The sequence below is a fragment of the Streptomyces sp. NPDC040589 genome (genome assembly GCF_055594445.1).
On the sequence record NZ_JBVIWP010000004.1, the window covers coordinates 98,985 to 120,596 of the forward strand.

The 21,612-nt window shown below is 73.3% G+C and carries 18 protein-coding genes; 8 read left to right on the forward strand and 10 right to left on the reverse strand.

From position 1 onward, the window contains the following. Positions 1 to 123: 123 nt before the first annotated feature. The 4 genes from ACZ58V_RS18350 (at position 124) to ACZ58V_RS18365 (ending at position 5,836) form a co-directional block, all read left to right on the forward strand. On the forward strand, positions 124 to 1,287 hold the full coding sequence (locus ACZ58V_RS18350; RefSeq protein WP_468188475.1) for an exonuclease SbcCD subunit D: 1,164 nt from the start codon (positions 124 to 126) through the stop codon (positions 1,285 to 1,287). Beyond that, entirely contained in the window at positions 1,284 to 4,289 is a 3,006-nt protein-coding gene (locus ACZ58V_RS18355) for an AAA family ATPase (RefSeq protein ID WP_471290815.1), read from the forward strand. The genes ACZ58V_RS18350 and ACZ58V_RS18355 overlap by 4 nt, the downstream gene beginning before the upstream one ends. A gap of 55 nt (positions 4,290 to 4,344) precedes the next feature. Next, a complete protein-coding gene (locus ACZ58V_RS18360; RefSeq protein ID WP_468188479.1) occupies positions 4,345 to 4,863 on the forward strand; it encodes an immunity 21 family protein in 519 nt (172 codons plus the stop codon). Positions 4,864 to 5,002: 139 nt separating this feature from the next. Beyond that, entirely contained in the window at positions 5,003 to 5,836 is an 834-nt protein-coding gene (locus tag ACZ58V_RS18365) for an SDR family oxidoreductase (RefSeq protein ID WP_471290817.1), read from the forward strand. A gap of 6 nt (positions 5,837 to 5,842) precedes the next feature. Here ACZ58V_RS18365 and ACZ58V_RS18370 read toward each other — a convergent pair whose 3' ends face one another. Next, positions 5,843 to 7,534: a DUF885 domain-containing protein gene (locus tag ACZ58V_RS18370; protein ID WP_471290819.1), complete on the reverse strand. Its 1,692-nt coding sequence runs from the start codon at positions 7,532 to 7,534 to the stop codon at positions 5,843 to 5,845. Positions 7,535 to 7,565: 31 nt separating this feature from the next. After that, positions 7,566 to 8,057, reverse strand: coding sequence for an Lrp/AsnC family transcriptional regulator (locus ACZ58V_RS18375; RefSeq protein WP_468188485.1), 492 nt, complete (start codon positions 8,055 to 8,057; stop codon positions 7,566 to 7,568). A gap of 72 nt (positions 8,058 to 8,129) precedes the next feature. Between ACZ58V_RS18375 and ACZ58V_RS18380 the strand changes: the two genes are divergently transcribed. Beyond that, positions 8,130 to 9,362: a trans-sulfuration enzyme family protein gene (locus ACZ58V_RS18380; protein ID WP_471290821.1), complete on the forward strand. Its 1,233-nt coding sequence runs from the start codon at positions 8,130 to 8,132 to the stop codon at positions 9,360 to 9,362. On the opposite strand, the gene ACZ58V_RS18385 is transcribed toward ACZ58V_RS18380, so the two are convergent. The 5 genes from ACZ58V_RS18385 to ACZ58V_RS18405 all read right to left on the reverse strand — a co-directional run bounded on the left by ACZ58V_RS18385 (position 9,351) and on the right by ACZ58V_RS18405 (position 15,495). Then, on the reverse strand, positions 9,351 to 10,595 hold the full coding sequence (locus ACZ58V_RS18385) for a GNAT family N-acetyltransferase (RefSeq protein WP_468188489.1): 1,245 nt from the start codon (positions 10,593 to 10,595) through the stop codon (positions 9,351 to 9,353). The genes ACZ58V_RS18380 and ACZ58V_RS18385 overlap by 12 nt on opposite strands. Positions 10,596 to 10,702: 107 nt before the next feature. Next, positions 10,703 to 12,277, reverse strand: coding sequence for an alkaline phosphatase D family protein (locus ACZ58V_RS18390; protein ID WP_471290824.1), 1,575 nt, complete (start codon positions 12,275 to 12,277; stop codon positions 10,703 to 10,705). 138 nt (positions 12,278 to 12,415) lie between these two features. Beyond that, on the reverse strand, positions 12,416 to 13,855 hold the full coding sequence (pdxR, locus tag ACZ58V_RS18395) for a MocR-like pyridoxine biosynthesis transcription factor PdxR (RefSeq protein ID WP_471290826.1): 1,440 nt from the start codon (positions 13,853 to 13,855) through the stop codon (positions 12,416 to 12,418). Between the two features lie 48 nt (positions 13,856 to 13,903). Continuing rightward, positions 13,904 to 14,734: an alpha/beta fold hydrolase gene (locus ACZ58V_RS18400; RefSeq protein ID WP_471290828.1), complete on the reverse strand. Its 831-nt coding sequence runs from the start codon at positions 14,732 to 14,734 to the stop codon at positions 13,904 to 13,906. Positions 14,735 to 14,841: 107 nt separating this feature from the next. Next, positions 14,842 to 15,495: an NADPH-dependent F420 reductase gene (locus tag ACZ58V_RS18405; RefSeq protein ID WP_471290830.1), complete on the reverse strand. Its 654-nt coding sequence runs from the start codon at positions 15,493 to 15,495 to the stop codon at positions 14,842 to 14,844. Positions 15,496 to 15,605: 110 nt separating this feature from the next. Here ACZ58V_RS18405 and ACZ58V_RS18410 point away from each other — a divergent pair, with 110 nt between their 5' ends. Both ACZ58V_RS18410 and ACZ58V_RS18415 read left to right on the forward strand, forming a co-directional pair. Further along, a complete protein-coding gene (locus tag ACZ58V_RS18410; RefSeq protein ID WP_468188499.1) occupies positions 15,606 to 16,490 on the forward strand; it encodes an RNA polymerase sigma-70 factor in 885 nt (294 codons plus the stop codon). Positions 16,491 to 16,658: 168 nt separating this feature from the next. After that, complete coding sequence (locus ACZ58V_RS18415; RefSeq protein WP_471290832.1) at positions 16,659 to 17,420, forward strand: GntR family transcriptional regulator; 762 nt, start codon at positions 16,659 to 16,661, stop codon at positions 17,418 to 17,420. Positions 17,421 to 17,486: 66 nt separating this feature from the next. Here ACZ58V_RS18415 and ACZ58V_RS18420 read toward each other — a convergent pair whose 3' ends face one another. From ACZ58V_RS18420 to ACZ58V_RS18430, 3 genes are all read right to left on the reverse strand, one after another. Beyond that, a complete protein-coding gene (locus ACZ58V_RS18420) occupies positions 17,487 to 18,644 on the reverse strand; it encodes an ROK family transcriptional regulator (protein ID WP_189724461.1) in 1,158 nt (385 codons plus the stop codon). Positions 18,645 to 18,732: 88 nt separating this feature from the next. Next, a complete protein-coding gene (locus ACZ58V_RS18425; RefSeq protein ID WP_189724460.1) occupies positions 18,733 to 19,395 on the reverse strand; it encodes a response regulator in 663 nt (220 codons plus the stop codon). 14 nt (positions 19,396 to 19,409) lie between these two features. Beyond that, positions 19,410 to 20,582, reverse strand: coding sequence for a sensor histidine kinase (locus tag ACZ58V_RS18430; protein WP_471290834.1), 1,173 nt, complete (start codon positions 20,580 to 20,582; stop codon positions 19,410 to 19,412). A gap of 108 nt (positions 20,583 to 20,690) precedes the next feature. Here ACZ58V_RS18430 and ACZ58V_RS18435 point away from each other — a divergent pair, with 108 nt between their 5' ends. Next, positions 20,691 to 21,611 (forward strand): ABC transporter ATP-binding protein, encoded by a 921-nt coding sequence (locus tag ACZ58V_RS18435; RefSeq protein ID WP_468188508.1) that lies wholly within the window; start codon positions 20,691 to 20,693, stop codon positions 21,609 to 21,611. The last annotated feature ends 1 nt before the right edge of the window (position 21,612 follow it).

The following is a 21,612-nucleotide window of genomic DNA, read 5'->3' on the forward strand; positions in this document are numbered from 1 at the left end:
CCGAGGTTCGTGGTGGACCAGGTGCCCACACGCGTTAGCGTGGTGGGTCTGACAGTGAGCCGTCCCGGCTCGCGCTGGTCGTGGAGCGGTATCGGGGAGAGGCATGCGGGTCGGAGCGGTGTCGTGAGACTGCTGCACACATCCGACTGGCACCTCGGCCGGTCGTTCCACCGGGTGAACATGCTCGGGGCCCAGGCCGATTTCATCGGCCGGCTCGTCGCGACCGTGCGGGAGCGGTCCGTGGACGCGGTGGTCGTGTCCGGGGACGTCTACGACCGGGCGGTTCCGCCGCTCGCCGCGGTCGAGCTGTTCGACGACGCCCTGCACCGGCTCGCCGACCTCGGCGTGCCGACCGTGATGATCTCCGGGAACCACGACTCGGCCCGCCGTCTGGGGGTCGGCGCGGGCCTGATCGGGCGGGCCGGTGTCCATCTGCGGACCGAGCCGTCGGCGGCCGGTACCCCGGTGCTGCTGGCCGACGCCCACGGGGAGGTCGCCTTCTACGGGCTGCCGTACCTCGAACCGGCCCTGGTGAAGGACGAGTTCGGCGTGGAGAAGGCCGGGCACGAGGCCGTGCTGGCCGCCGCCATGGACCGGGTCCGCGCCGACCTCGCCACCCGTGCGCCCGGCACCCGCTCCGTCGTCCTCGCGCACGCCTTCGTCACCGGCGGCGAACCCAGCGACAGCGAACGGGACATCACCGTCGGTGGTGTCGCCGCGGTACCCGCCGGTGTCTTCGACGGCGTCGACTACGTGGCACTCGGGCATCTGCACGGCTGCCAGACCCTCACCGAGCGCGTCCGCTACTCCGGTTCCCCGCTGCCCTACTCCTTCTCCGAGGCTCGGCACCGCAAGAGCATGTGGCTGGTCGACCTGGACGCCGACGGGTCGGTCGGCGCCGAGCGCGTCGACTGCCCCGTGCCGCGCCCCCTCGCCCGGATCCGGGGCACGCTGGAGGACCTGCTCGCCGACCCGGAGCAGGCACGGCACGAGGAGTCGTGGGTCGAGGCGACGCTCACCGACCCGGTCCGCCCGGCCGACCCGATGGCCCGGCTCACCGAGCGCTTCCCGCACACGCTCAGCCTCGTCTTCGACCCCGACCGCACCGAGGACGACCCCGACGTGTCGTACGCCCGGCGCCTCGCCGGCCGCAGCGACCAGCAGATCGCGGAGGATTTCGTCGGCCACGTGCGCGGCGCCGGACCCGACATCCACGAACAGGGCGTGCTGCGGGACGCGTTCGACGCGGTCCGGGCCGACGAGACCGTACGGGAGGTGGCCCGGTGAGGCTGCACCGGCTGACGGTCACCGCCTTCGGCCCCTTCGGAGGCACCCAGACGGTCGACTTCGACGAGCTGTCGACGGCCGGGCTGTTCCTGCTGCACGGACCGACCGGCGCGGGCAAGACGTCCGTCCTCGACGCCGTGTGCTACGCCCTGTACGGCTCGGTGCCGGGCGCCCGGCAGGGCGGCGGACAGGGCGCGACCCTGCGCAGCGACCACGCCGCACCCGCGACCCGCACCGAGGTCGCCCTCGAACTCACCGTCGCCGGACGCCGGTTGGAGGTCATCCGCCAGCCGCCCTGGGAGCGCCCCAAGAAGCGCGGGACCGGCACGACACTCGACAAGGCCCAGACCTGGCTCCGCGAGTACGACGCGAAGGCCGCGGCCTGGAAGGATCTCAGCCGCTCCCACCAGGAGATCGGCGAGGAGGTCACCCAGCTGCTCGGCATGAGCCGGGAGCAGTTCTGCCAGGTCGTGCTGTTGCCCCAGGGCGACTTCGCCCGGTTCCTGCGCGCCGACGCCGAGGCCCGGGGCAAGCTGCTCGGCCGCCTGTTCGACACCCGGCGCTTCGCCGACGTCGAGAAGCGCCTCGCCGAGCGCCGCCGTGCCACCGAGGCCCAGGTGCGGGAGGGCGACGCCGCGCTGCTGGCCGACGCCCACCGCATGCAGCAGGCCGCGGGCGACGCCATGGAGCTGCCGGACCTGGATCCCGGCGAACCCGGGCTGGCCGAGGCCGTGCTGGGCGCCGCCGCCGTCGCCCGCAGTACCGCACGGGAACAGCTCACCGTCGCCGACCGCACGCTCACCGCCGCCGAGTCCGCGCGGGCCGCCGCCGGCCACGTCCTCGACGACGTACGCGAACTCGCCCGGCTCCAGCGGCGGTTCGCCGAGGCGCGGGAACGGATGGCGCGCCTGGAGGAGGGCGCCGAGGCCTACCGGGAGGCGCAGGCGCGCATGGAGCGGGCCCGCAAGGCCGAGAGGGTCGCGCCCGCCCTGGACCTGCGGGAGTCCGCCGACGGCGAACACCGGCGGGCGGCCGCAGCCGAGGCACGCGCGCGAGCCCTGCTGCCCGAGAGCTTCGCCGACGCGGGCGCGGCCGGACTCGCGACGGCCGCACGCCGGGCCGCCGAGGAACTCGGCGGGCTGGACTCGGCCCGCCGCGCCGAGCGCCGGCTGGTCGAGCTCCTCGACGAACGCTCCGGCCTGGACCGCCAGGAGCGTGCCGACGCCGACGTCCTGCGGGAGGCGGAGGACTGGCTCGACGGCTGGGAGGAGACCCACGCCGGTCTCCAGGCCCGGGTGGACTCCGCGCAGCAGGCCGCCTCCCTCGCCGAACAGCTCGCCGTACGGCGGGAGCCCGCGCGGCAGCGGCTGGCGGCGGCCCGGCGGCGCGACCGGCTCACCCAGGACACCGACGAGGCCGCCATCCGGGCCCGGGACGCACAGGAGCGGATGCTGCGGGCCAAGCAGCACTGGCTCGACCTCAAGGAACAGCGCCTGACCGGCATCGCCGCCGAACTGGCCGCGCACCTCACCGACGGCGAGCCCTGCGCCGTCTGCGGTGCCACCGAACACCCCGCCCCCGCCAGCAAGGTCGCCGGGCACGTCGACCGCGAGGCCGAGGAAGACGCCCTGGCCGCCTACCAGCGCGCCGACGAACAGCGCACCGCGGACGAACGGCGGCTGGGCGACGTACGGGAGGCGCTGGCGGCGGCCACCGCCGAGGCCGGGGACACACCCACCGGGCGACTCTCCGACGAGGTCGAGGAGTTGGAGGAGCAGTACGAGCAGGCCCGCCGTGGCGCCGCCGAGCTGCACTCCGCCAGGGAACGGCTGCGGCAGGCCGGGCACGAACAGGAACGGCGCGTCGCCGCCCGGCAGGAGGCCGCCGTGCGGACCGCCGCCCGGGTCGGACACCGGGAGCGGCTGGACCGGGAACGGGCCGACCTGGAGGAGGAGCTGGACCGGGCGAGGGGCACCCTGGACAGCGTCGCCGCGCGGGCCGCGCAGCTGGAGCGGCGGACCGCGCTGCTCACGGACGCCGCCGACACCGCCCGCGCCGCCGAGGACACCGCCCAGCGGCTCAAGGACGCCGACGCCCGGCTCGCCGACGCCGCCTTCCGCGCCGGCTTCGAGACCCCGCAGGCCGCGGCCGACGCCCTCCTCGACGACGCCGTCCACCGCGAGCTGCAACGGCGGCTGGACGCCTGGCAGACCGAGGAGACCGCCGCACGGGCCGTCCTCGCCGAGGCCGACACCGCGGCCGCCGCCCGGCAGCGGCCCGCCGACCTGGAGAGCGCGGAGCGGGCCGCCTCCGCCGCGGACCGGCGGACCCGTGACGCCGCCTCCGCACAGGACGCCGCCGCCCGGCGCTGCGCCGAACTCGACCGGCTGTCCGCCCGGGCCACCGCCTCCGTGCACCGACTGGCGCCGCTGCGCGAGGAGTACGACCGGGTCGCCCGCATGGCAGGCCTCACCGCCGGCACCTCGGCCGACAACGAACGCCGGATGCGCCTGGAGTCGTACGTCCTCGCGGCCCGGCTGGAACAGGTCGCCGCCGCCGCGACCGTACGGCTGCGGCGCATGTCCTCCGGCCGCTACACCCTCGTCCACTCCGACGACCGCACCGGGCGCGGGCGCAGCGGACTCGGACTGCATGTCGTCGACGCCTGGACCGGCCGCGAGCGGGACACGGCGACGCTGTCGGGCGGCGAGACGTTCTTCGCCTCGCTCGCCCTCGCCCTCGGCCTCGCGGACGTCGTCACGGACGAGGCGGGCGGCGTGCGGCTGGACACCCTCTTCATCGACGAGGGCTTCGGCAGCCTCGACGACCAGACCCTCGACGAGGTCCTCGACGTTCTCGACTCCCTGCGCGAACGCGACCGCAGCGTCGGCATCGTCAGCCATGTGGCCGATCTGCGACGGCGGATCCACGCACAGCTGGAGGTCGTGAAGGGCCGGTCCGGTTCGGTGCTGCGGCAGCGCGGCATTCAGGGGGGTTTGTGAGAAGGCCCTAACCCCCGGCACGGTGTGACGCGTTGACCTTGTAGGTTCTTGCCTCATGGTGCGATACGCGGAGCCGGGCACGGTGGAGTGGGTGGAGTCGGGCGGCGGACCGCTGATAGCGGTGCCCGAGACGGTTCTGCCGTTCTGGGCGGGTGCCGACGGCGAGGAGACGGCTTCCGACTACGACCGGGCCTGTGAGGTGGACGGACACGTCGGGCTGCTGCCGGTCGGCGACTGCACGGCGCTGGTGCTGGGCGACGAGCCCGCCTCGACCGCGTATCTGCCCGACCAGGGCGTGTTCGTGCGGTGGTGTGCGGGCAACTCCGAGGGCGAGTTGCTGGCGAGTGTGCCGGGGGCTGTGGCGTCGGCGCAGTGGGAGCCGGAGGTCAGCTGGGACGTGCCCGGGGCCGTCCTTCTGTTTGACGCGGCCTGGCCTGGGGGCGAGCCGTCGGGGAGCGACCGTGTGCGGGTTGTTCTGGAGCCGGGGCGTTATGCGGTTCGGGCGGCTCGGGTGCAGCCGGGGCCCGAGACGTGGCTGGGTCTGGTGCAGCTTCGGTTGGTGGCGCCGAGGTAGCCAGGGCGTTGGCGTGTGCGGGTTGTTCGTGGCTGGTCGCGCCCACGCGCCGGAGCCGCATATCAGCACAGCCCCGCGCCCCTGAAACAGGGGCGAAAATCGTGTGCGTCGATCGAGAAGCCCGGCCACGATGATCCGTATGCCTCGACTTCCTCACCCCGGTACCGAAGAACTGCGCCGTGACCCGCTGCCGCTGCGTGGCCGTACGGCCCTTGTCACCGGGGCCAGTCGGCGGAGTGGCATCGGGCATGCCGTGGGCCGGCGGCTCGCCGCCTACGGGGCGAGTGTCTATCTGCACCATCATGTGCCGCACGACGCCGCCATGCCCTGGGGCGCCGACCGGACCGAGGACGTGGTGGCGTCCGTGCGCGATGCACTCGGTGACCCCGAAGCGCGGGTCGTCGCCGGGCCCGGTGATCTGGCCGACCCGGCCGTGCCCGGCGAACTGGTCGCCAGGGCCGCCGAGGCGCTCGGCGGGCGGCTGGACATCCTCGTCGCCAACCACGCGCAGAGCGGATTCGACGGCTCTCTGGACGAGATCGACACGACGATGCTCGACCGGCACTGGGCGGTCGACACCCGCTCGGTCCTGCTGCTCGTCCAGGCACACGCCCGGCTGCGGCCATCGGGCCCCGGAGGCCGCGTCGTGATGATGACGTCAGGCCAGGACATCGCGAGCGGTATGCCCGGCGAGATCGCCTACGCCCTCCAGAAGGGCGCCCTCGCCTCGATCACTCGCTCCCTGGCGACGACACTCGCCGAGCACGCGATCACGGTCAACACCGTCAACCCCGGTCCCGTCGACACCGATTACCTGACCGGTGAGGCGTACGAGACAGTCGAAGCGTGCTTCCCCGCCGGACGGTGGGGCATGCCCGACGACCCGGCCCGCCTCATCGCGTGGCTCGCCACGGACGAGGCGGAGTGGGTCACCGGGCAGGTCATCGACTCCGAGGGCGGCTTCCGCCGCTAGCGACGCCTAGAGCTGCGACAGCTCGTCCACCAGGTCGTCCAGGCCCAGCGAGCCCTGGGAGAGGGCCGCCATGTGCCACGCCTTCGGGTCGAAGGCGTCGCCGTGCCGGGCGCGGGCGTTCTCGCGGCCCAGCAGCCAGGCCCGCTCGCCGAGCTTGTAACCGATGGCCTGACCCGGCATGGACAGATAGCGCGTCAGCTCGCTCTCCACGAAGTCCGCGGGGCGGCTGCTGTGCGAGCCGAAGAACTCCTGCGCCAGCTCGGGCGTCCAGCGCTCCCCGGGGTGGAAGGGGGAGTCGTCCGGGATGGTCAGCTCCAGGTGCATGCCGATGTCGATGATGACGCGCACGGCCCGCATCATCTGCGCGTCCAGATAGCCCAGCCGGCGCTCCGGGTCCGTAAGGAAGCCCAGTTCGTCCATCAGCCGCTCCGCGTACAGCGCCCAGCCCTCGGCGTTGGCGCTCACCATGCCGACGCTCGCCTGGTAGCGGGAGAGGTCCTGCGCCACGTGCTTCCACTGGGCCAGCTGGAGGTGGTGGCCGGGGACGCCCTCGTGGTACCAGGTCGACACCAGGTCGTAGAGGGGGAAGCGCGTCTCGCCCATGGTCGGCAGCCAGGTGCAGCCCGGCCGCGAGAAGTCGTCAGACGGCGGCGTGTAGTACGGGGCCGCGGCGCTGCCCGGAGGGGCGATGCGCGACTCCACCCGGCGCACCCGCTCGGCCAGGTCGAAGTGGGTGCCGTCGAGCGCGTCCATCGCCTCGTCCATCAGGGACTGCAGCCAGTCGCGGACCTCGTCGACGCCCTCGATGTGCGTGCCGTTCTCGTCCAGGTGCGCCAGCGCCACCCACGGCGTGGCCGCGCCCGGCAGGATCTTCTCGGCCTCGGTCCTCATCTCGCCGAGGAGGCGGTGGTACTCGGACCAGCCGTAGGCGTACGCCTCGTCCAGGTCGAGGTCCGTGCCGTTGAAGTAGCGCACCCAGCGCGCGTACCGCTCCCGGCCCACCACGTCCGGCGCGCCCTCGATCGCCGGCGCGTACACGTCCCGCATCCAGTCGCGCAGCGCCAGGACGGCCTCGGTGGCCGAACGGGCGGCGGTGTCCAGCTCGGACCGCAGGGACTCGGGGCCCGCCGACGCGAACTGCTCGAACCAGCCGTGGCCCGCGCCGTCCGCGTCGGCCCACTCGCCGAGCTGCTCCACGAACGTGGCCGTGGCGCGGGGCCCGCCGTACAGCTTCCGCTCCAGGCCGAGCGCCAGGGACTCCCGGTACCCCTCCAGCGCGGCCGGGACCGCGCGCAGCCGCTCCGCGATCGCCGTCCAGTCCTCCTCCGTCTGCGCCGGCGTCACGGTGAACACCTGCCGCACCGCATGGGCGATGGAGCTCAGGTTGCTGACGGACCGCAGGCTCTCCTCGGCGTCGTGCACGGCGAGTTCGGCCTTGAGCCGCTCGCGCAGCAGCCTGCCGCAGCGGCGTTCGATCTCGCTGTCGGCGCCGGGCAGTCGCTCGGCCTCCTCCAGCCGGGCCAGCGTCCGGCGCGCCAGCTCCGCGGAAGCCTCCTGGCCCGCGGGCGAGGTGTCGGGCAGCCTGCTCGAACTCTCCTTCACGCCGAGGAACGTGCCGGTGATCGGGTCGAGGGCGACGAGCTCGTCGACGTAGGCGTCGGCGACCTCACGGGGCAGCGGGCTCTTGATCTCAGACATGCGGCCATCCTCGTACGACGAGAAGCGCACGTCATCCCGATTGAGCCGAGGGCGAAGGCGGCAGCAGCGGTCCGCACTCCCACTGCTGGAAGATCAGCCGGGTCTCCACGCGCGCCACCTCCCGCCGCGAGGTGAACTCGTCCAGCACGAGCCGCTGCAGGTCGGCCATGTCGGCGACCGCGACATGGACGAGGTAGTCGTCCGGGCCGGTCAGATGGAACACGGTCCGCGACTCCGGCAGCGCCCGGATCCGCTCCACAAACGGCCCCACCAGCTCCCGCCGGTGCGGCCTGACCTGCACCGACAGCAGCGCCTCAAGGCCTCGCCCGAGCTTGGCCGGATCGAGCTCCAGCCGGTGTCCGAGGATCACGCCCGAGCGGCGCAGCCGGGTCACCCGGTCCAGACAGGTCGACGGCGCCACGCCGACCTGCGCGGCGAGATCCCGGTACGTCGCCCGGGCGTCGTTCTGCAACAGCCGCAGAAGCTGGAGATCCACCGGGTCCAGTACGACAGATTCGGCCATCGGCCGAACGTAACACGGCATTCTTCCGCGCAGAACCGGTCAGTGTTCACTCTTCCCTCCATGGAAATAGGCATGGACATGAACACGGGTACCGCACCGAGGGCACTCGCCACCGAGGCCGTGCACGCCGGGCGGGACGACCTCGCCCGGCAGGGGCTGCACGCCCCGCCGATCGACCTGTCCACCACCTACCCGTCGTACGACAGCCGCGGCGAGGCGGCCCGGATCGACGCGTTCGCCGCCACCGGCACGGAGCCGGACGGCCCGCCCGTCTACGGACGGCTGGGCAATCCGACCGTCGCCCGCTTCGAGACCGCGCTGGCCCGCCTGGAGGGCACCGAGGCCGCGGTCGCGTTCGCGAGCGGCATGGCCGCGCTGAGCGCCGTCCTCCTCGTACGCGCCTCGATGGGGCTGCGCCACGTGGTGGCCGTACGTCCCCTCTACGGATGCAGCGACCATCTGCTGACCGCCGGGCTGCTGGGGTCGGAGGTGACCTGGACCGACCCGGCCGGAATCGCCGACGCGCTGCGCCCGGACACCGGGCTGGTCCTGGTGGAGTCCCCGGCCAACCCCACGCTCGCCGAGGTCGACCTGCGGGCCGTCGCACACGCCTGCGGTTCGGTGCCACTGCTCGTGGACAACACCTTCGCCACCCCGGTCCTCCAGCGCCCCGCCGAGCAGGGCGCGCGGCTGGTGCTGCACAGCGCCACCAAGTACCTCGGCGGACACGGGGACGTGCTGGCCGGCGTGATCGCCTGCGACGAGGAGTTCGCGGGCGGACTGCGCCAGGTACGGTTCGCCACGGGCGGAGTGCTGCACCCGCTGGCCGGCTACCTGCTGCTGCGCGGGCTGTCCACCCTCCCCGTACGGGTCCGGGCCGCCTCCGCCACCGCCGCCGAACTCGCCCGCCGCCTGGCCGCCGACCCGCGGGTGGCCCGCGTGTACTACCCGCGCATCGGCGGCGCGATGGTCTCCTTCGAGATACACGGCGACCCGCACGAGGTCATCGCCGGCGTCCGCCTCATCACCCCCGCCGTCAGCCTCGGCAGCGTCGACACCCTCATCCAGCACCCGGCGTCCATCAGCCACCGCATCGTGGACGCGGACGACCGACGCGACGCCGGGGTGAGCGACCGGCTGTTGAGGATGTCGGTGGGCTTGGAGGACGTGGAGGACCTCTGGGGGGATTTGGACAGGTCCCTCCCAGGGGCGCGGGGCTGTGCTGATACGCGGCTCCGCCGCGTGGGCGCGACAAGCCACAGCGCACCCGCACTCGCCAACCGACGAGAATCCCTACGACGCTGAGGCACTCCCCAATTCACCCGCACGCGACGCGACGGGCTCACCCAGCCGCGCCGTGATCACCAGCGTCCCCTCCTCGACCTGATAGTCGAGAGGCAGCCCCAGCCCCCGCATCGCCGCGACCATGCCCGTGTTGGACGCCTGTGTCACGGCATACACACTCGCGCACCCGGCGTCCACCGCCATCGCCACCAGCCTGCGCAGCAACTCGGCACCCACACCCCGCCGCTGCCACGCGTCCTCGACGATCAGCGCGACCTCCGTCTCGTCCCCGTCCCACAGCAGATGCCCGAGCCCGACCACCCGCCCGGAGGCGGTCTGCACGGCGAGCGTACGGCCGAAGCGGGGACTGAGCAGGTGGTTGAGATACCGGTCGGCATCGCCGAGCGGACCGTGGTAGCGAAGCCTCAGCGTGCGGTCCGAGCACCGCTCGTGCATGGCCCGGGCCGGCTCCAGATCACGGGTGTCGGCCCGGCGCACGGTGATGTCGGCGCCCTCGGCGAGGGTGAGCACGTCCCGGCCGTGCGGGAGGCGCGGGCCGAGCCGGGCGTCCAGTTCCACCAGAGCCCTGGCCCGGGCGAACTCGGTCGGCGTGAACGGCAGGTACGGCCGCTCCACGGTGATCACTCCGCCTTCCGGGGCGCGCAGGCGCAGCACGGTGTCGTCGAGGGCGCCCTCCACCGGCACGCCGCCGGGCACGGGGCCGCCGCCGGCCGGCGCGGGCTGGGAGCGGATCGTGCAGCGGCCCAGCAACTGGCGCAGGGCCAGTGGCAGTTCCGCGGCGTCCAGGGCGGTGCGGGCGGCGAGTCCCAGGACTCTGGTCGGCGCGTCCACCAGGTCGTGGGCGTCGGCCCGCTCGATCCAGGTGTGGGTGCCGCCGGCCGTCCGGACGGCCGTGGCGATCCCGGACGCCGGCAGTTCACCCGGGGCCCGCAGCAGGAACTCGTCCACCGTGCCGTCGGCCAGCGGATGCGTCTGCAGGCTCAGGATGTCGACGCGGTGCCCGGCGAGGGCCGTGCACAGCGCCGCCAGCGACCCCGGCTCGTCCCGCACCGTGGTCCGCATCCTCCACAGCGTGCTCGCCCCCGGCACCGGCTCCGGTGCCGGGGACTCGGTATGGTCCGTCGGCGGCGCGTGTTCGTGGCGTCGTGGCCGCCAGGTGCGCAGCGCCGCGGTGAGGCGCCGCAGCGTGGCGGCGGGGCGGCAGTTGGTGTTCGGCTGCGTCGCTTCCGTCATTTTTCGCGTCATGCACCCACTGTGAGGGAACGGTGTTGCGTGATCGCGAACGTCATGTGACTGGCGGGTAAAGGGCGCAGTTTGCCCCTTTCGTCGACGCTTCAAACTTACTGGCCGACCCGGCCCGGCTGGAGAACCTGCGTGAACAGCACGGTGCCGTCCTGCTCGCGCAGACGGACCGTCAGCTCGCCGCTGCCGCCGTCGATGTCGACCTCGCCGAAGAACTGGTAGCCACCGGCGGGCGAGACGTTGGCGGTCGTCGGCGCCTTGACGAACACGCGGTCCGGGCCGAAGGTGCCGTCGAGCGTGTTCGCCGGGAAGGCACCGGCGTTGAGCGGGCCCGACACGAACTCCCAGAACGGCTCGAAGTCGGTGAAGGCGGCCTTCGACGGCAGGTAGTGCTGCGCCGAGGTGTAGTGCACGTCGGCCGTCAGCCACACCGTGCCCGTGATCCGCCGGTGCTTGATGAACCGCAGCAGCTCGGCGATCTGCAGCTCGCGGCCCAGCGGCTTGCCGGGGTCGCCCTGCGCGACGGCCTCGATGTTCGGCTTGCCGTCGCCGGTGTCCGGGACGACCAGGCCGATCGGCATGTCGGAGGCGATCACCTTCCACACCGCCCGGGAGCGGGACAGTTCGCGCTTGAGCCACTCCAGCTGCTCGCGGCCGAGGATGCCCTGAGCGTCGGTGGGCTGGTCGTCCGTCGAGTTGGCGTTGCGGTAGGTGCGCATGTCCAGGACGAAGACGTCCAGCAGCGGGCCGTGACGCTGCACGCGGTGGACCCGGCCGCCCGGGCGGCGCAGCGTCGAGATGGGGAAGTACTCCGAGAACGCCTGGCGGGCACGGGAGGCCAGCACGTCCACGTTCTTCTCGGTGTACCGGGTGTCGCCGAGGATCTCGCCCGGGTACCAGTTGTTGGTGACCTCGTGGTCGTCCCACTGGATGATGGACGGGACCCGGGCGTTGAAGGCGCGCAGGTTCTCGTCCAGGAGGTTGTAGCGGAAGTTGCCGCGGAACTCCGCCAGGGTCTCGGCGACCTTGGCCTTCTCCTCCGTGGTGATGTTCCGCCAGGTCCGCCCGTCGGGCAGGGCCACGGTCTCGGTGAGCGGGCCGTCGGCGTAGATGTTGTCGCCGCTGCAGAGGAAGAAGTCCGGGTCCAGGGCGCCCATCGCCTCGTAGATCCGGTAGCCGCCGAGGTCCGGGTTGATGCCCCAGCCCTGTCCGGCCAGGTCACCGGACCAGACGAACCGCACCCCGTCGCGGCGCTTGGCGGACGCGGTGCGGAAGGTGCCGGTGACCGGCTCGCCGGTGCGGTGCGGGTCGTCCGGGTCGGCGAGCAGCACCCGGTAGTGGATCTGCTCGCCGGACGGCAGTCCACGCAGCGGGGTCGTGCCGGTGAAGTCGGTGCCCGGGCCCAGCAGCGGGCCGTGCCATCTGCGCGGGTTGCGGAACGACTCGGTCGCCGACGTCTCGACGATCATCCGGGCGGGCCGGTCGGACCGCACCCACACCAGCCCGGAGTCGCAGGTCACGTCTCCCGCCTGTACACCCCACCCCGCCTTCGGACGCCCGGACCGGGCGAAGGCCGGAGCCGCTCCGAGAGCGGTGGGCAGGGACAGGGCCGCCGACGCGGCGAGGGAGCCTCGCAGGACGCTACGGCGCCCGGGGAACGGACGGTGTGACATGGATACGCCTCCAGGGACGGGATCCGGCCAGTGTGCAGAGCCACAACTACTGGCACGCCGCAGCGCACACACGAACCCCAAGTGAACAACTGACCGCAGGGGCGGGGGAACCGGCACGCAGGAGCGAGCCCGGCGGAGTCACCCGGTGGCCGCCCGCGCCATCAGGCGTACGCCCTCGGCGATCCGGGCGGGCGGCACATGGGCGTAGCCGAGGACGAGCCGCACCTTCTTCGTCTTGGCGCTCTCGGTCCCCGGGTGGGTGCAGGACGACAGCGGGCGCACCGCCACCCCGGCCTCCGCCACGCGCGCGAGGAACCGCTCCTCGGGGCCGTACCGCTCCGGCAGCGTGGCGATCACATGCAGGCCCGCGGCGATCCCCGACACCTCCGAGCCGGGGACGTGCTCGTCCAGGGCGGCGACCAGCGCGTCACGCCGCTCGCGGTAGGCGCGCTGGCAGCGGCGCAGCTGGCGGTCGTAGTCGCCGCGTTCCAGGAACCGGGCGAACAGGGCCTGGTCGAGGGCCGGGTGTCCGAGGTCCATGGTGCGCTTGCGTTCGACGATCTCCTCCGCCCAGGACTCGGGCACGAGCAGCCAGCCCAGCCGCAGCCCGGGGGCGAGGGACTTGCTGACGGAGCCCGTGTAGGCGACATGGTCCGGGTCGAGGCCCTGGAGCGCGCCGACGGGGGCGCGGTCGTAGCGGAAGTCGCCGTCGTAGTCGTCCTCCAGGACGATGCCGTCCACCTCCCGCGCCCAGTCCAGCAGCCCGGCACGGCGGTCGGCCGAGTAGGCGATGCCGGTGGGGAACTGGTGGGCCGGAGTCGTCACCACGGCCCGTACGCCCGACGCCCGCAACGGCTCCAGGGCGATCCCCTCGCCGTCCACGGGCAGTGGCACGGCGGTGACCCCGGCCGAGGCGTACAGCGCGTCGTGCTGGGGACTGCCGGGGTCCTCCACCCCGACGGCACGCACCCCGCGCGCGTGCAGCGCGAAACCGAGCAGGGTCGTCGCCTGGGCGACCCCGGAGACCACCACGATCCGCTCCGGGTCGGCCACCACGCCCCGCCGCCGGGCGAGCAGTCCGGCCAGCGCGGTGCGCAGCCGGGGCAGCCCGCGCGGATCGGGGTACCCCAGGTCCTGGTGCGGCAGTTCCGCCAGTACCTCGCGCTGCGCGGCGGCCCACGCCGAGCGCGGGAACAGCGACAGGTCCGGAGTGCCGGGCACGAAGTCCGCGCGGGCACCGGGGGAGCGCGGGGCGAGGTCGTGCGCCCGCGGCCGGGCGGCCCGTGCGGCCGCGCCCACCCAGGTCCCGGCGCCCCGGCCGCTGCGCAGATAGCCCTCCGCTGTCAGCTGCTCGTACGCCTCCGTGACCAGCCCCCGCGACACCCCCAGGTCCGCCGCGAGATCCCGGCTGGAGGGCAACCGCGTGCCCGGCGCGAGCCGGCCCGAGCGGACCGCCTCGCGCAGCGCCGCCTGGAGGGACCGGCCACGCGTGCGCGCCGGTGCCGCGGCGGCGGGGAGCAGCAGCTCCCAGGCGGCGGACGCGGCACCGGTACCCGGGGCGCTCTGCGGTGGCTCCATGAAGGGAGACCTTAGAGGCTTGTCGCCCCGCGCGGGCCTCGGTACGGGTCAGCGGCTGCCGTCGAGGACGACCCTGGCGACCAGGGCCGGGTCGTCGTTCATCGGGACGTGGCCGCAGCCCGGCAGCCGTACCAGCCGGGCCCCGGGGATGACGCCCTTGGCCCGCACACCCTGGCGGGGGACGAGGAGCCGGTCCCGGCTGCCCCAGGCGACGGTGACCGGTGTGCCCACGATGTCGTCGGTGAACTGCACGCTCCTGCCGGAGCGGAGGGTCTCGGAGAAGCCCTGGGCCCGGGCCAGGGCCAGCGTCTCGGCGATCACGGCCTCGGGCGAACGGCGGCCCGGGCGGGCGTAGATGGTGCTCGTCAGCAGCGTCCGGCCGATCGCCGGGCGCGCCAGCCGTTCGACGACGGGCAGCGGCATCCGCCGGGCGATCTGCCGCATGGTCATCAGCACCGCGAAGGCGTAGCGGCGCTCGGCCTCGTTCCAGAACCCGGCGGGGGACAGCGCGGTGACGGAGCGGACGAGTCGTGCCCGGGCCAGGTCCAGGGCCAGCAGGCCGCCCAGCGAGTTGCCCGCCACGTGCGGCCGTTCGATCTCCAGCGTCTCGCACAGCGCCGCGAGGACGGTGTTCATCGTCGACAGGTCGTGCGCCATGCCGCCCGGCAGCGCCGGCGACTCGCCGCACCCGGGCAGGTCCACGGCGATCACATCGCGCTCGGCCGCCAGCGCGGGGATCACCGGGTCCCACACCTGCCGGTGGTGGCCGATGCCGTGCAGCAGGAGCAACGGGTCGCCGCTGCCCCGGCGCGTGTAGGACAGGGTGACGTTCTGCTCGCCGTGCGCGGAGGCGACTTTGAAGGAGACGGTGGCGGACATGGGGTGCTCCTCGGCTGTACTCGCTGACGGACGCTGTAGACAGCTTGTCAGCAATTGCTACCGGCGGGTAGCCCCAAGTTGTCGCCGCCTCCGCGGCCACGGGCCGCTCAACGGGCCCGGCGAAGCTCCAGGTTGAAGTCCGCGTGTCCGAACTTCTGCATCAGGCCGACCCACAGCGGCAGCCACATCTCCACGGCGCGCGCGGCCCGGATGCCGCCGAGGTCGAGCACCCGCTCCCGGGGCCAGCCGAACTCCCCGAGCAGGGCCGTCACCTGCTCCCTGGCGCCCTCGTCATCCCCGCAGACGAAGACCTGGTGCTCGCCCGGCACCCGCGCCGGATCCACCATCACCCGGCAGTTGACTGTGTTGAGCGTCTTCACCACGCGCGCGTGCGGAAACGCTCGCTGGATCTGCTCGCCCACGCTGTCCGACTCGACGGGGGACAGCCGCAGCTCGCCCTCCTCGAACGCCAGCGGGTTGCAGACGTCCACGAGGACCTTCCCACCGAGGTTCTCCGGCCCCGCCGCCTCCAGCGCGGCGAGGGCCACCCGCCCGCCCACCGCGTTCACCACGACCTCACCGAACGCCGCCGCCTCCGCGAACGTCCCCGCGTCCGCTCCGGTACCCGCGGCGGCGGCCCACTCCAGCGCGGCCGGATTCTCTCTCGTACGCGAGCCGAGCCGCACCTCGTGCCCCAGCTCCACCAGCCGGCCGCCGAGGGTGCGCCCGACCTCGCCCGTGCCCAGAACCGCGTACCGCATAGCCACCTCCGGGAACCCTGCCGGCGATCACCGGCGTCCTGTCGGCCATTCTGTCCGGGAACGAGTGATTCCGCCTGGACAGGGCCGCACCGGTGGGCTGGGATGGAGCCGTGACCACCGAGACCGCGACCGACCTCTTCGAAGCGCACCGCCCCGTCCTGCTGGGCGTCGCCTACCGCATGCTGGGCCGCGTGGCCGACGCGGAGGACGTGGTCCAGGAGGCCTGGCTGCGCTGGTCGGGCAGCGACCGCGGCGATGTGCGCGAACCGCGCGGCTACCTCGTACGGATCACGACCCGCCTCGCCATCGACCGGCTGCGCCAGATCAAGTCCCGCGGGGAGACCTACGTCGGCCCGTGGCTGCCCGAACCGTACGTCACCGACTTCGGCGACACCGTGCCGGACACCGCCGAGCGGGCCGTGCTCGCCGACTCCGTCTCCCTCGCCGTCCTCGTCGTGCTGGAGTCGCTGTCACCGCTGGAGCGCGCCGTGTTCGTGCTGCGCGAGGCCTTCGGCTTCCCGTACGCCGACATCGCCGCCATGCTCGACCGCGGCGAACCGGCGGTACGCCAACTGGCCGGACGGGCCCGCAAGCACGTCGAGGAGCGGCGGCCCCGCTACGAGGTCGACCCCGCCCAGCGCCGCGACCTCACCGAACGATTCCTCGCCGCCGCGGCCGAGGGCGACCTGGAAGGACTGATGGCGCTCCTCGCCCCGGACGTCCGTCTCGTCGGCGACAGCGGCGGCAAGGCGCGGGCGCCGCTGCGGGCCCTGCGGACCGCGGACAACGTCGGCCGCTTCCTCGTCGGCGCCGCGCGGAAGGGCGTCACGGACTTCGCCGTGCGTTTCCTGGAACTCAACGGCGGCCCGGCCGTGCTGGTCCTGTCCGGCGGCAAGCCCGACTCCGTCTTCCAGCTCGACGTCGCCGACGGGCGGGTCCAAGCGGTCTACATCGTCCGGAACCCCGACAAGCTCCGGTCTTTGGCCGTCGAGTAGCCGGTGCCGCCGTAGCCCCGCAGACCTCGCATGAACGCCCCGTGAACGTTCCCGGCCATTGGTCTTGACCAAGGATCAGGGCCGTCCTATGGTCGCAGAGAAGTGAAACAACCTTTAAAAAACAAGGGCGCGAAAAAGCCGCCGACCACGGCGATTGCGGAGGACAGGGTGGGGACCACGCAGCTGGAATCGGTGCCGGAACCGAAGTACTGGCATCTCAAGACCGTGCTCAGTGAAGCGCTCGACTCGGAGTTCTCGGTGGGGGAGATCCTGCCCAACGAGCGCGATCTCGCGGCCCGCTTCGGCGTCGCCCGTGCCACGCTCCGCCAGGCCCTGGAGCAGCTCGAACTGGAAGGCAGGCTGCAGCGCCGCCGCGGTGTCGGCACGACCGTCGCCCCGCCGCGCATGGGCGTCTCCCTCGGCACCGGCCCGCACGCCTGGCCCGGCGGCTCCGAGGACGCCTGGCAGCCCGTCGACTGCGCGGCGGCGGTGCCGTCGGCGGCTGTCGCCGAGGCGCTGGAGACCGGCCGCGACGAGGCCGTGCATGTCGTGCGCCGCTCCCGTGTGTCGAACGGCCGGCCGGTGGCCGCAGAGCTGCTGTACATCCCTCGGTCCTCGGTGCCCGAGCTCTCCGGTATCGACGCGCCGTCCGGAGCGGCACGCGCGCGTGCGGTGCTGCGTGAGCTGCAGCGGCTGGAGCTGGGGCGGCAGGAGAACGCGGTGGAGCTCGGCTCCGCCGGGGCGGACGATGCGAAGGAGCTGGATCGGCTTCCTGGGGCGCCCGTTCTCGTGGTGACGACGCGGTTCGTTGTCGCGGGGCGTACGGCTGCGCTCTCGGTGGCTACGTATCGTGCTGACACGTGCCGGTTGACTTTCGGTGACTCGGGTGGGGTGGAGATTCACGACGGGCCTCAGCGGCAGGCTTCCTGACCGTCACGGTCTGCGGGTGCGTCGTGGCTGGTCGCGCCGTTCCCCGCGCCCCTGAGGAGCGATGTCTCACCGGCGTGCCGTAGTCGTGCCCTCTACGCTGAACAGTTGTTCCTCCACGTGGTCCAGGGCCAGGCGCAGGGCCCCGGTCGCCACCGCCGCGTCTCCGAGGCGGGAGAGGGCGACCTGTGGGGGGCGCAGGCAGTAACGGGAGAGTTCTTGGCGGAGAGGGTCCAGGACGCCGTCGAGGCCCGCTGCCCAGCCGCCGATGACGACCAGTTCCGGGTCGAGGGCGAGGACGAGGGCCGCCACGTCGTGGACCAGGCGCTGGAGGAAGCGGTCGACGGCCGCGCGGGCCCGCTGGTCGCCCTCGCGGGCCTGTGCGAAGACCTCGGCGACGGCCTGCTCGTCGAGCGGGTGCAGGGGTTCGTCGGTGGTGGAGAGCAGGGTCTCCGGGGTGACCTCCCGGCCCAGCAGATGCAGTGCGCCGATCTCGCCGGCAGCCCCGCCGTAGCCCCGGTGCAGCCGCCCCCCGATCAGCGCACCGGCGCCCGGGCTGAGCCCCGCCAGCACGAACACCACGTCGTCCGACTCGGTGGCCGCGCCCTTCCAGTGCTCGGCGACGGCGGCCGCGTTGGCGTCGTTCTCGACCAGGACCGGGCACTTGAAGGACCGGCTCAGCCGCTCGCCCAGCCGCAGCCCCGTCCACCCCGGCAGCGCGGTGCCCAGCCGTACGGTGCCGTCCGCCTCGACGATCCCGGGCGTCGCCACGCCCACGGCCCGCAGCGAGCCCCGTGCGACACCGGCCCGCCGCAGCAGCTCGGCGACCGCCCCGCGCAGCCGCTCCAGCCGCTCGTCGGCTCCCGCCGTCTCGGACACGTCCTTGGCCTGGGCGCCGATCACCCGGCCGTCCAGGTCGGCCAGCAGCGCGGCCACCCGGTGCGCCCCGATCTCCACACCCAGCAGATGCCCGGCCTCCGCCCGGAACCGGAACCGCCGCGCCGGGCGCCCCTGCCGCCGTGCGGCACCCTCCTCGGCCGCCTTCTCGACGACGAGCCCGGCCTCGATGAGCCCCTCGACGACGCCCTCGACGGTCGGCCGGGACAGCCCCGTCACCCGGGTGATCTCGGTCAGCGTCGCGCAGTCCGTGGCACGCAGCGCGTGCAGCACCACCGCGGAGTTGATCCTTCGCAGCAGCGAGGGGTCCCCGCCGGTCAGCCGCCCCACCGTCCGTCCTCCCAGGTCGCGCGCGTGTTGGCCGGATCGTACTCGGCGCGGCGCGCCCCGGCGAGGGTCCGGCACCGGCCCTCGCCGATCAGCCCGGTGCCACGAACCCCGACTCGTACGCGGCGATCACCGCCTGGGTCCGGTCCCGCGCCCCCAACTTCGCCAGCACGGCACTGACATGCGACTTCACGGTCTCCGTCCCGACGACCAGCCGGGCGGCGATCTCCGCGTTCGACAACCCCCGTGCCATCAGCCGCAGCACCTCGGCCTCGCGCTCGGTCAGCTGGGCCCGCTCCATCACCGCCCGCGCCGCGCGGTTCCCGCCGTCGTCGCCGTACTCGGCGGCGAGCTGCCGCACCGAGGCCGGGAACAGCAGCGACTCGCCCTCGGCGATCAGCCGCACCGCGTGCACGATCTCGGCCGGCCGGGCCCGCTTGAGCAGAAACCCGTCGGCTCCGGCCCGCAGCGCCTCGTACACGTACTCGTCGTTCTCGAAGGTCGTCACCACCAGGATCCGCGGCGGCTCGTCGACTGTCCGCAGCAGCGCCCGGGTGGCCTCGATACCGTCCAGCAGCGGCATCCGTACGTCCATGGCGACCACGTCGGGCCGCAGCCGCCGCACGAGCGGGATCACCGCAGCCCCGTCCGCGGCCTCCCCGACCACTTCGATGTCGGGCTGTGCCTCCAGCACGGCCCGCAGACCCGCGCGTACGAGGGGTTCGTCGTCGACGAGGAGAACGGTGACCGGCATCCGGACAGCGTAGATCAACTCAACGGTAGTTCGACATGAACCTGCCAGTCACCTTCGTCGGGTCCGGTTCTGGCCCGTCCGCCGAGCAGGGCGGCGCGCTCGCGTATGCCGCGCAGGCCGCTGCCGCGTCCGGCAGGGCCGGGTACCGGTTCGGTCAGCGGGTTGCGTACCGCGAGGACGAGGGTGTCGCCGGTGACCTGGACACGTACCTGTGCCGGGACCGCCCCCGCGTGCCGCAGCACATTGGTCAGTGCCTCCTGGAGGATCCGGTAGCCCTCCCGGGACACCGGCCCCGGCACGGTGTCCACGGCGCCGGTCACCTCGGCGTCGACCTTCGCCCCGGAGGCACGCGCGGACTCCAGCAGACGGTCGGCGTCCACGAGCGTCGGCCTGCTGCTCACCGGCTTCTCCGACTCGCGCAGGATGCCGAGCACACGCTCCAGGTCCTCCAGGGCGGCCCGGCCGGTCTCCTCGATGGCGACCAGGGCACGGTCGGTGAACTCCGCGTCACCGGCCGCCCGCGCGGCCCCCGCCTGTACGACGGCGACCGTGAGCGCGTGTCCGATGGAGTCGTGCAACTCGCGGGCGATACGCGTGCGTTCCAGGAGTTGTTCGGTGCGTTCCTCCAGCGCCGCCATCCGCTCGGAGGGTGACGGTCCGAGGAGCCGCTTGGCCAGCGCGGTGATGAGGCGGCCCGCCCCCACCACGACCACGGCGAGCAGCAGCAGTGGCAGGGGGGCGAGCAGGGCGTGCCACCAGTGCTGCCCCTTGACGGGCACGAACCCATCGCCGGCGGGCTCGGTGCCGAACGCCGTCGTCGCCAAGTCGATCGCGAGGAGGGGCAACTGGACGGAGAGGTGAGCCACGATCCAGCCGATGCACAGCCGCGCCTCCAGCCACATCACCGTCCGCCCGCGGTCCGCCCACGTGACCGACGGGGTGGTCACGATCTCCTCGCTCTCACCGTCCTGCCGATTGCCGATCAGCAGCAGCCTGGCCTGAAACCCCTCCACGACCCGTGCGATGGGCACGAGGCCCGCCAGTCCGAGCAGCACGGCGGCCGTGACCTGGGTCCACACCGCCTCCTCGACGAACAGCCACAGCGAGGACCACACGATGGCCACCATCATGTGCAGCCACCGCTTGTACGTCACCGACCGGGTAAGCGGGCGCAGCATGCGGACCATTGCGTCATCGTGCCAGCCACCACTGACAACGGACCTCCCCCGCACGGGGGAGGCGATCTCCACCGCCGGGGGAGGCCCGTACCCCGCACGACCGGCCAGGCTGCTGCCATGACCAGCATCGACGTCCAGTCCCTCACCAAGGAGTTCGGCACCAAGCGCGCCGTCGACGACCTCACGTTCCGTGTGCTGCCCGGCCGCGTCACCGGCTTCCTCGGCCCCAACGGCGCCGGGAAGTCCACCACCATGCGGCTGGTGCTCGGCCTGGACCGGCCGACCGCCGGTTCAGCGACCATCGGCGGACGCGGCTACCCGACCCTGCGCGAACCCCTGCGCCACGTCGGCGCCCTGCTCGACGCCCAGGCCGCGCACGGCTCCCGTACCGCCCGTGACCACCTCCGTGTCCTGGCCACGAGCAACCGCATCCCGGATCGCCGCGTCGACGAGGTACTGGAGGAGACGGGCCTGGCGTCGGTGGCCCGGCGCCGCGTGCGGACGTACTCCCTGGGCATGCGCCAGCGACTCGGCATCGCCGCCGCCCTGCTGGGCGACCCCGAGGTGGTCATGCTGGACGAGCCGTCCAACGGCCTCGATCCCGAAGGCATCGTGTGGATCCGGCAGTTGCTGCGCCGGCTCGCGGGGGAGGGGCGGACGGTCCTGGTCTCCAGCCATCTGATGAACGAGACCGCGTCCTTCGCGGACCACCTCGTGGTCCTCGGCCGGGGCCGGCTGCTGGCCGACACCCCGATGCGGGACTTCATCCACGCACGCGTGCGGCCGCGCGTCCGGATCCGCACGAGCGATCCCACCGCGCTCAAGAGCGCCCTCGCCCGGCACGGCCACGACGCCGAGGAGCACGCGGACGGTCACTGGACCGTTCACCACGCACGCGTGGACGACATCGGCCGCATCGCCTCCGCCGCGGGTGTACCGGTCCTGGAACTCGCGGCCGAGGAGGGCACCTTGGAGCAGGCCTACTTCGACCTCACGTCCGCCGAGACCGAGTTCACCGCACAGCCCCAGGAGGCCTGAC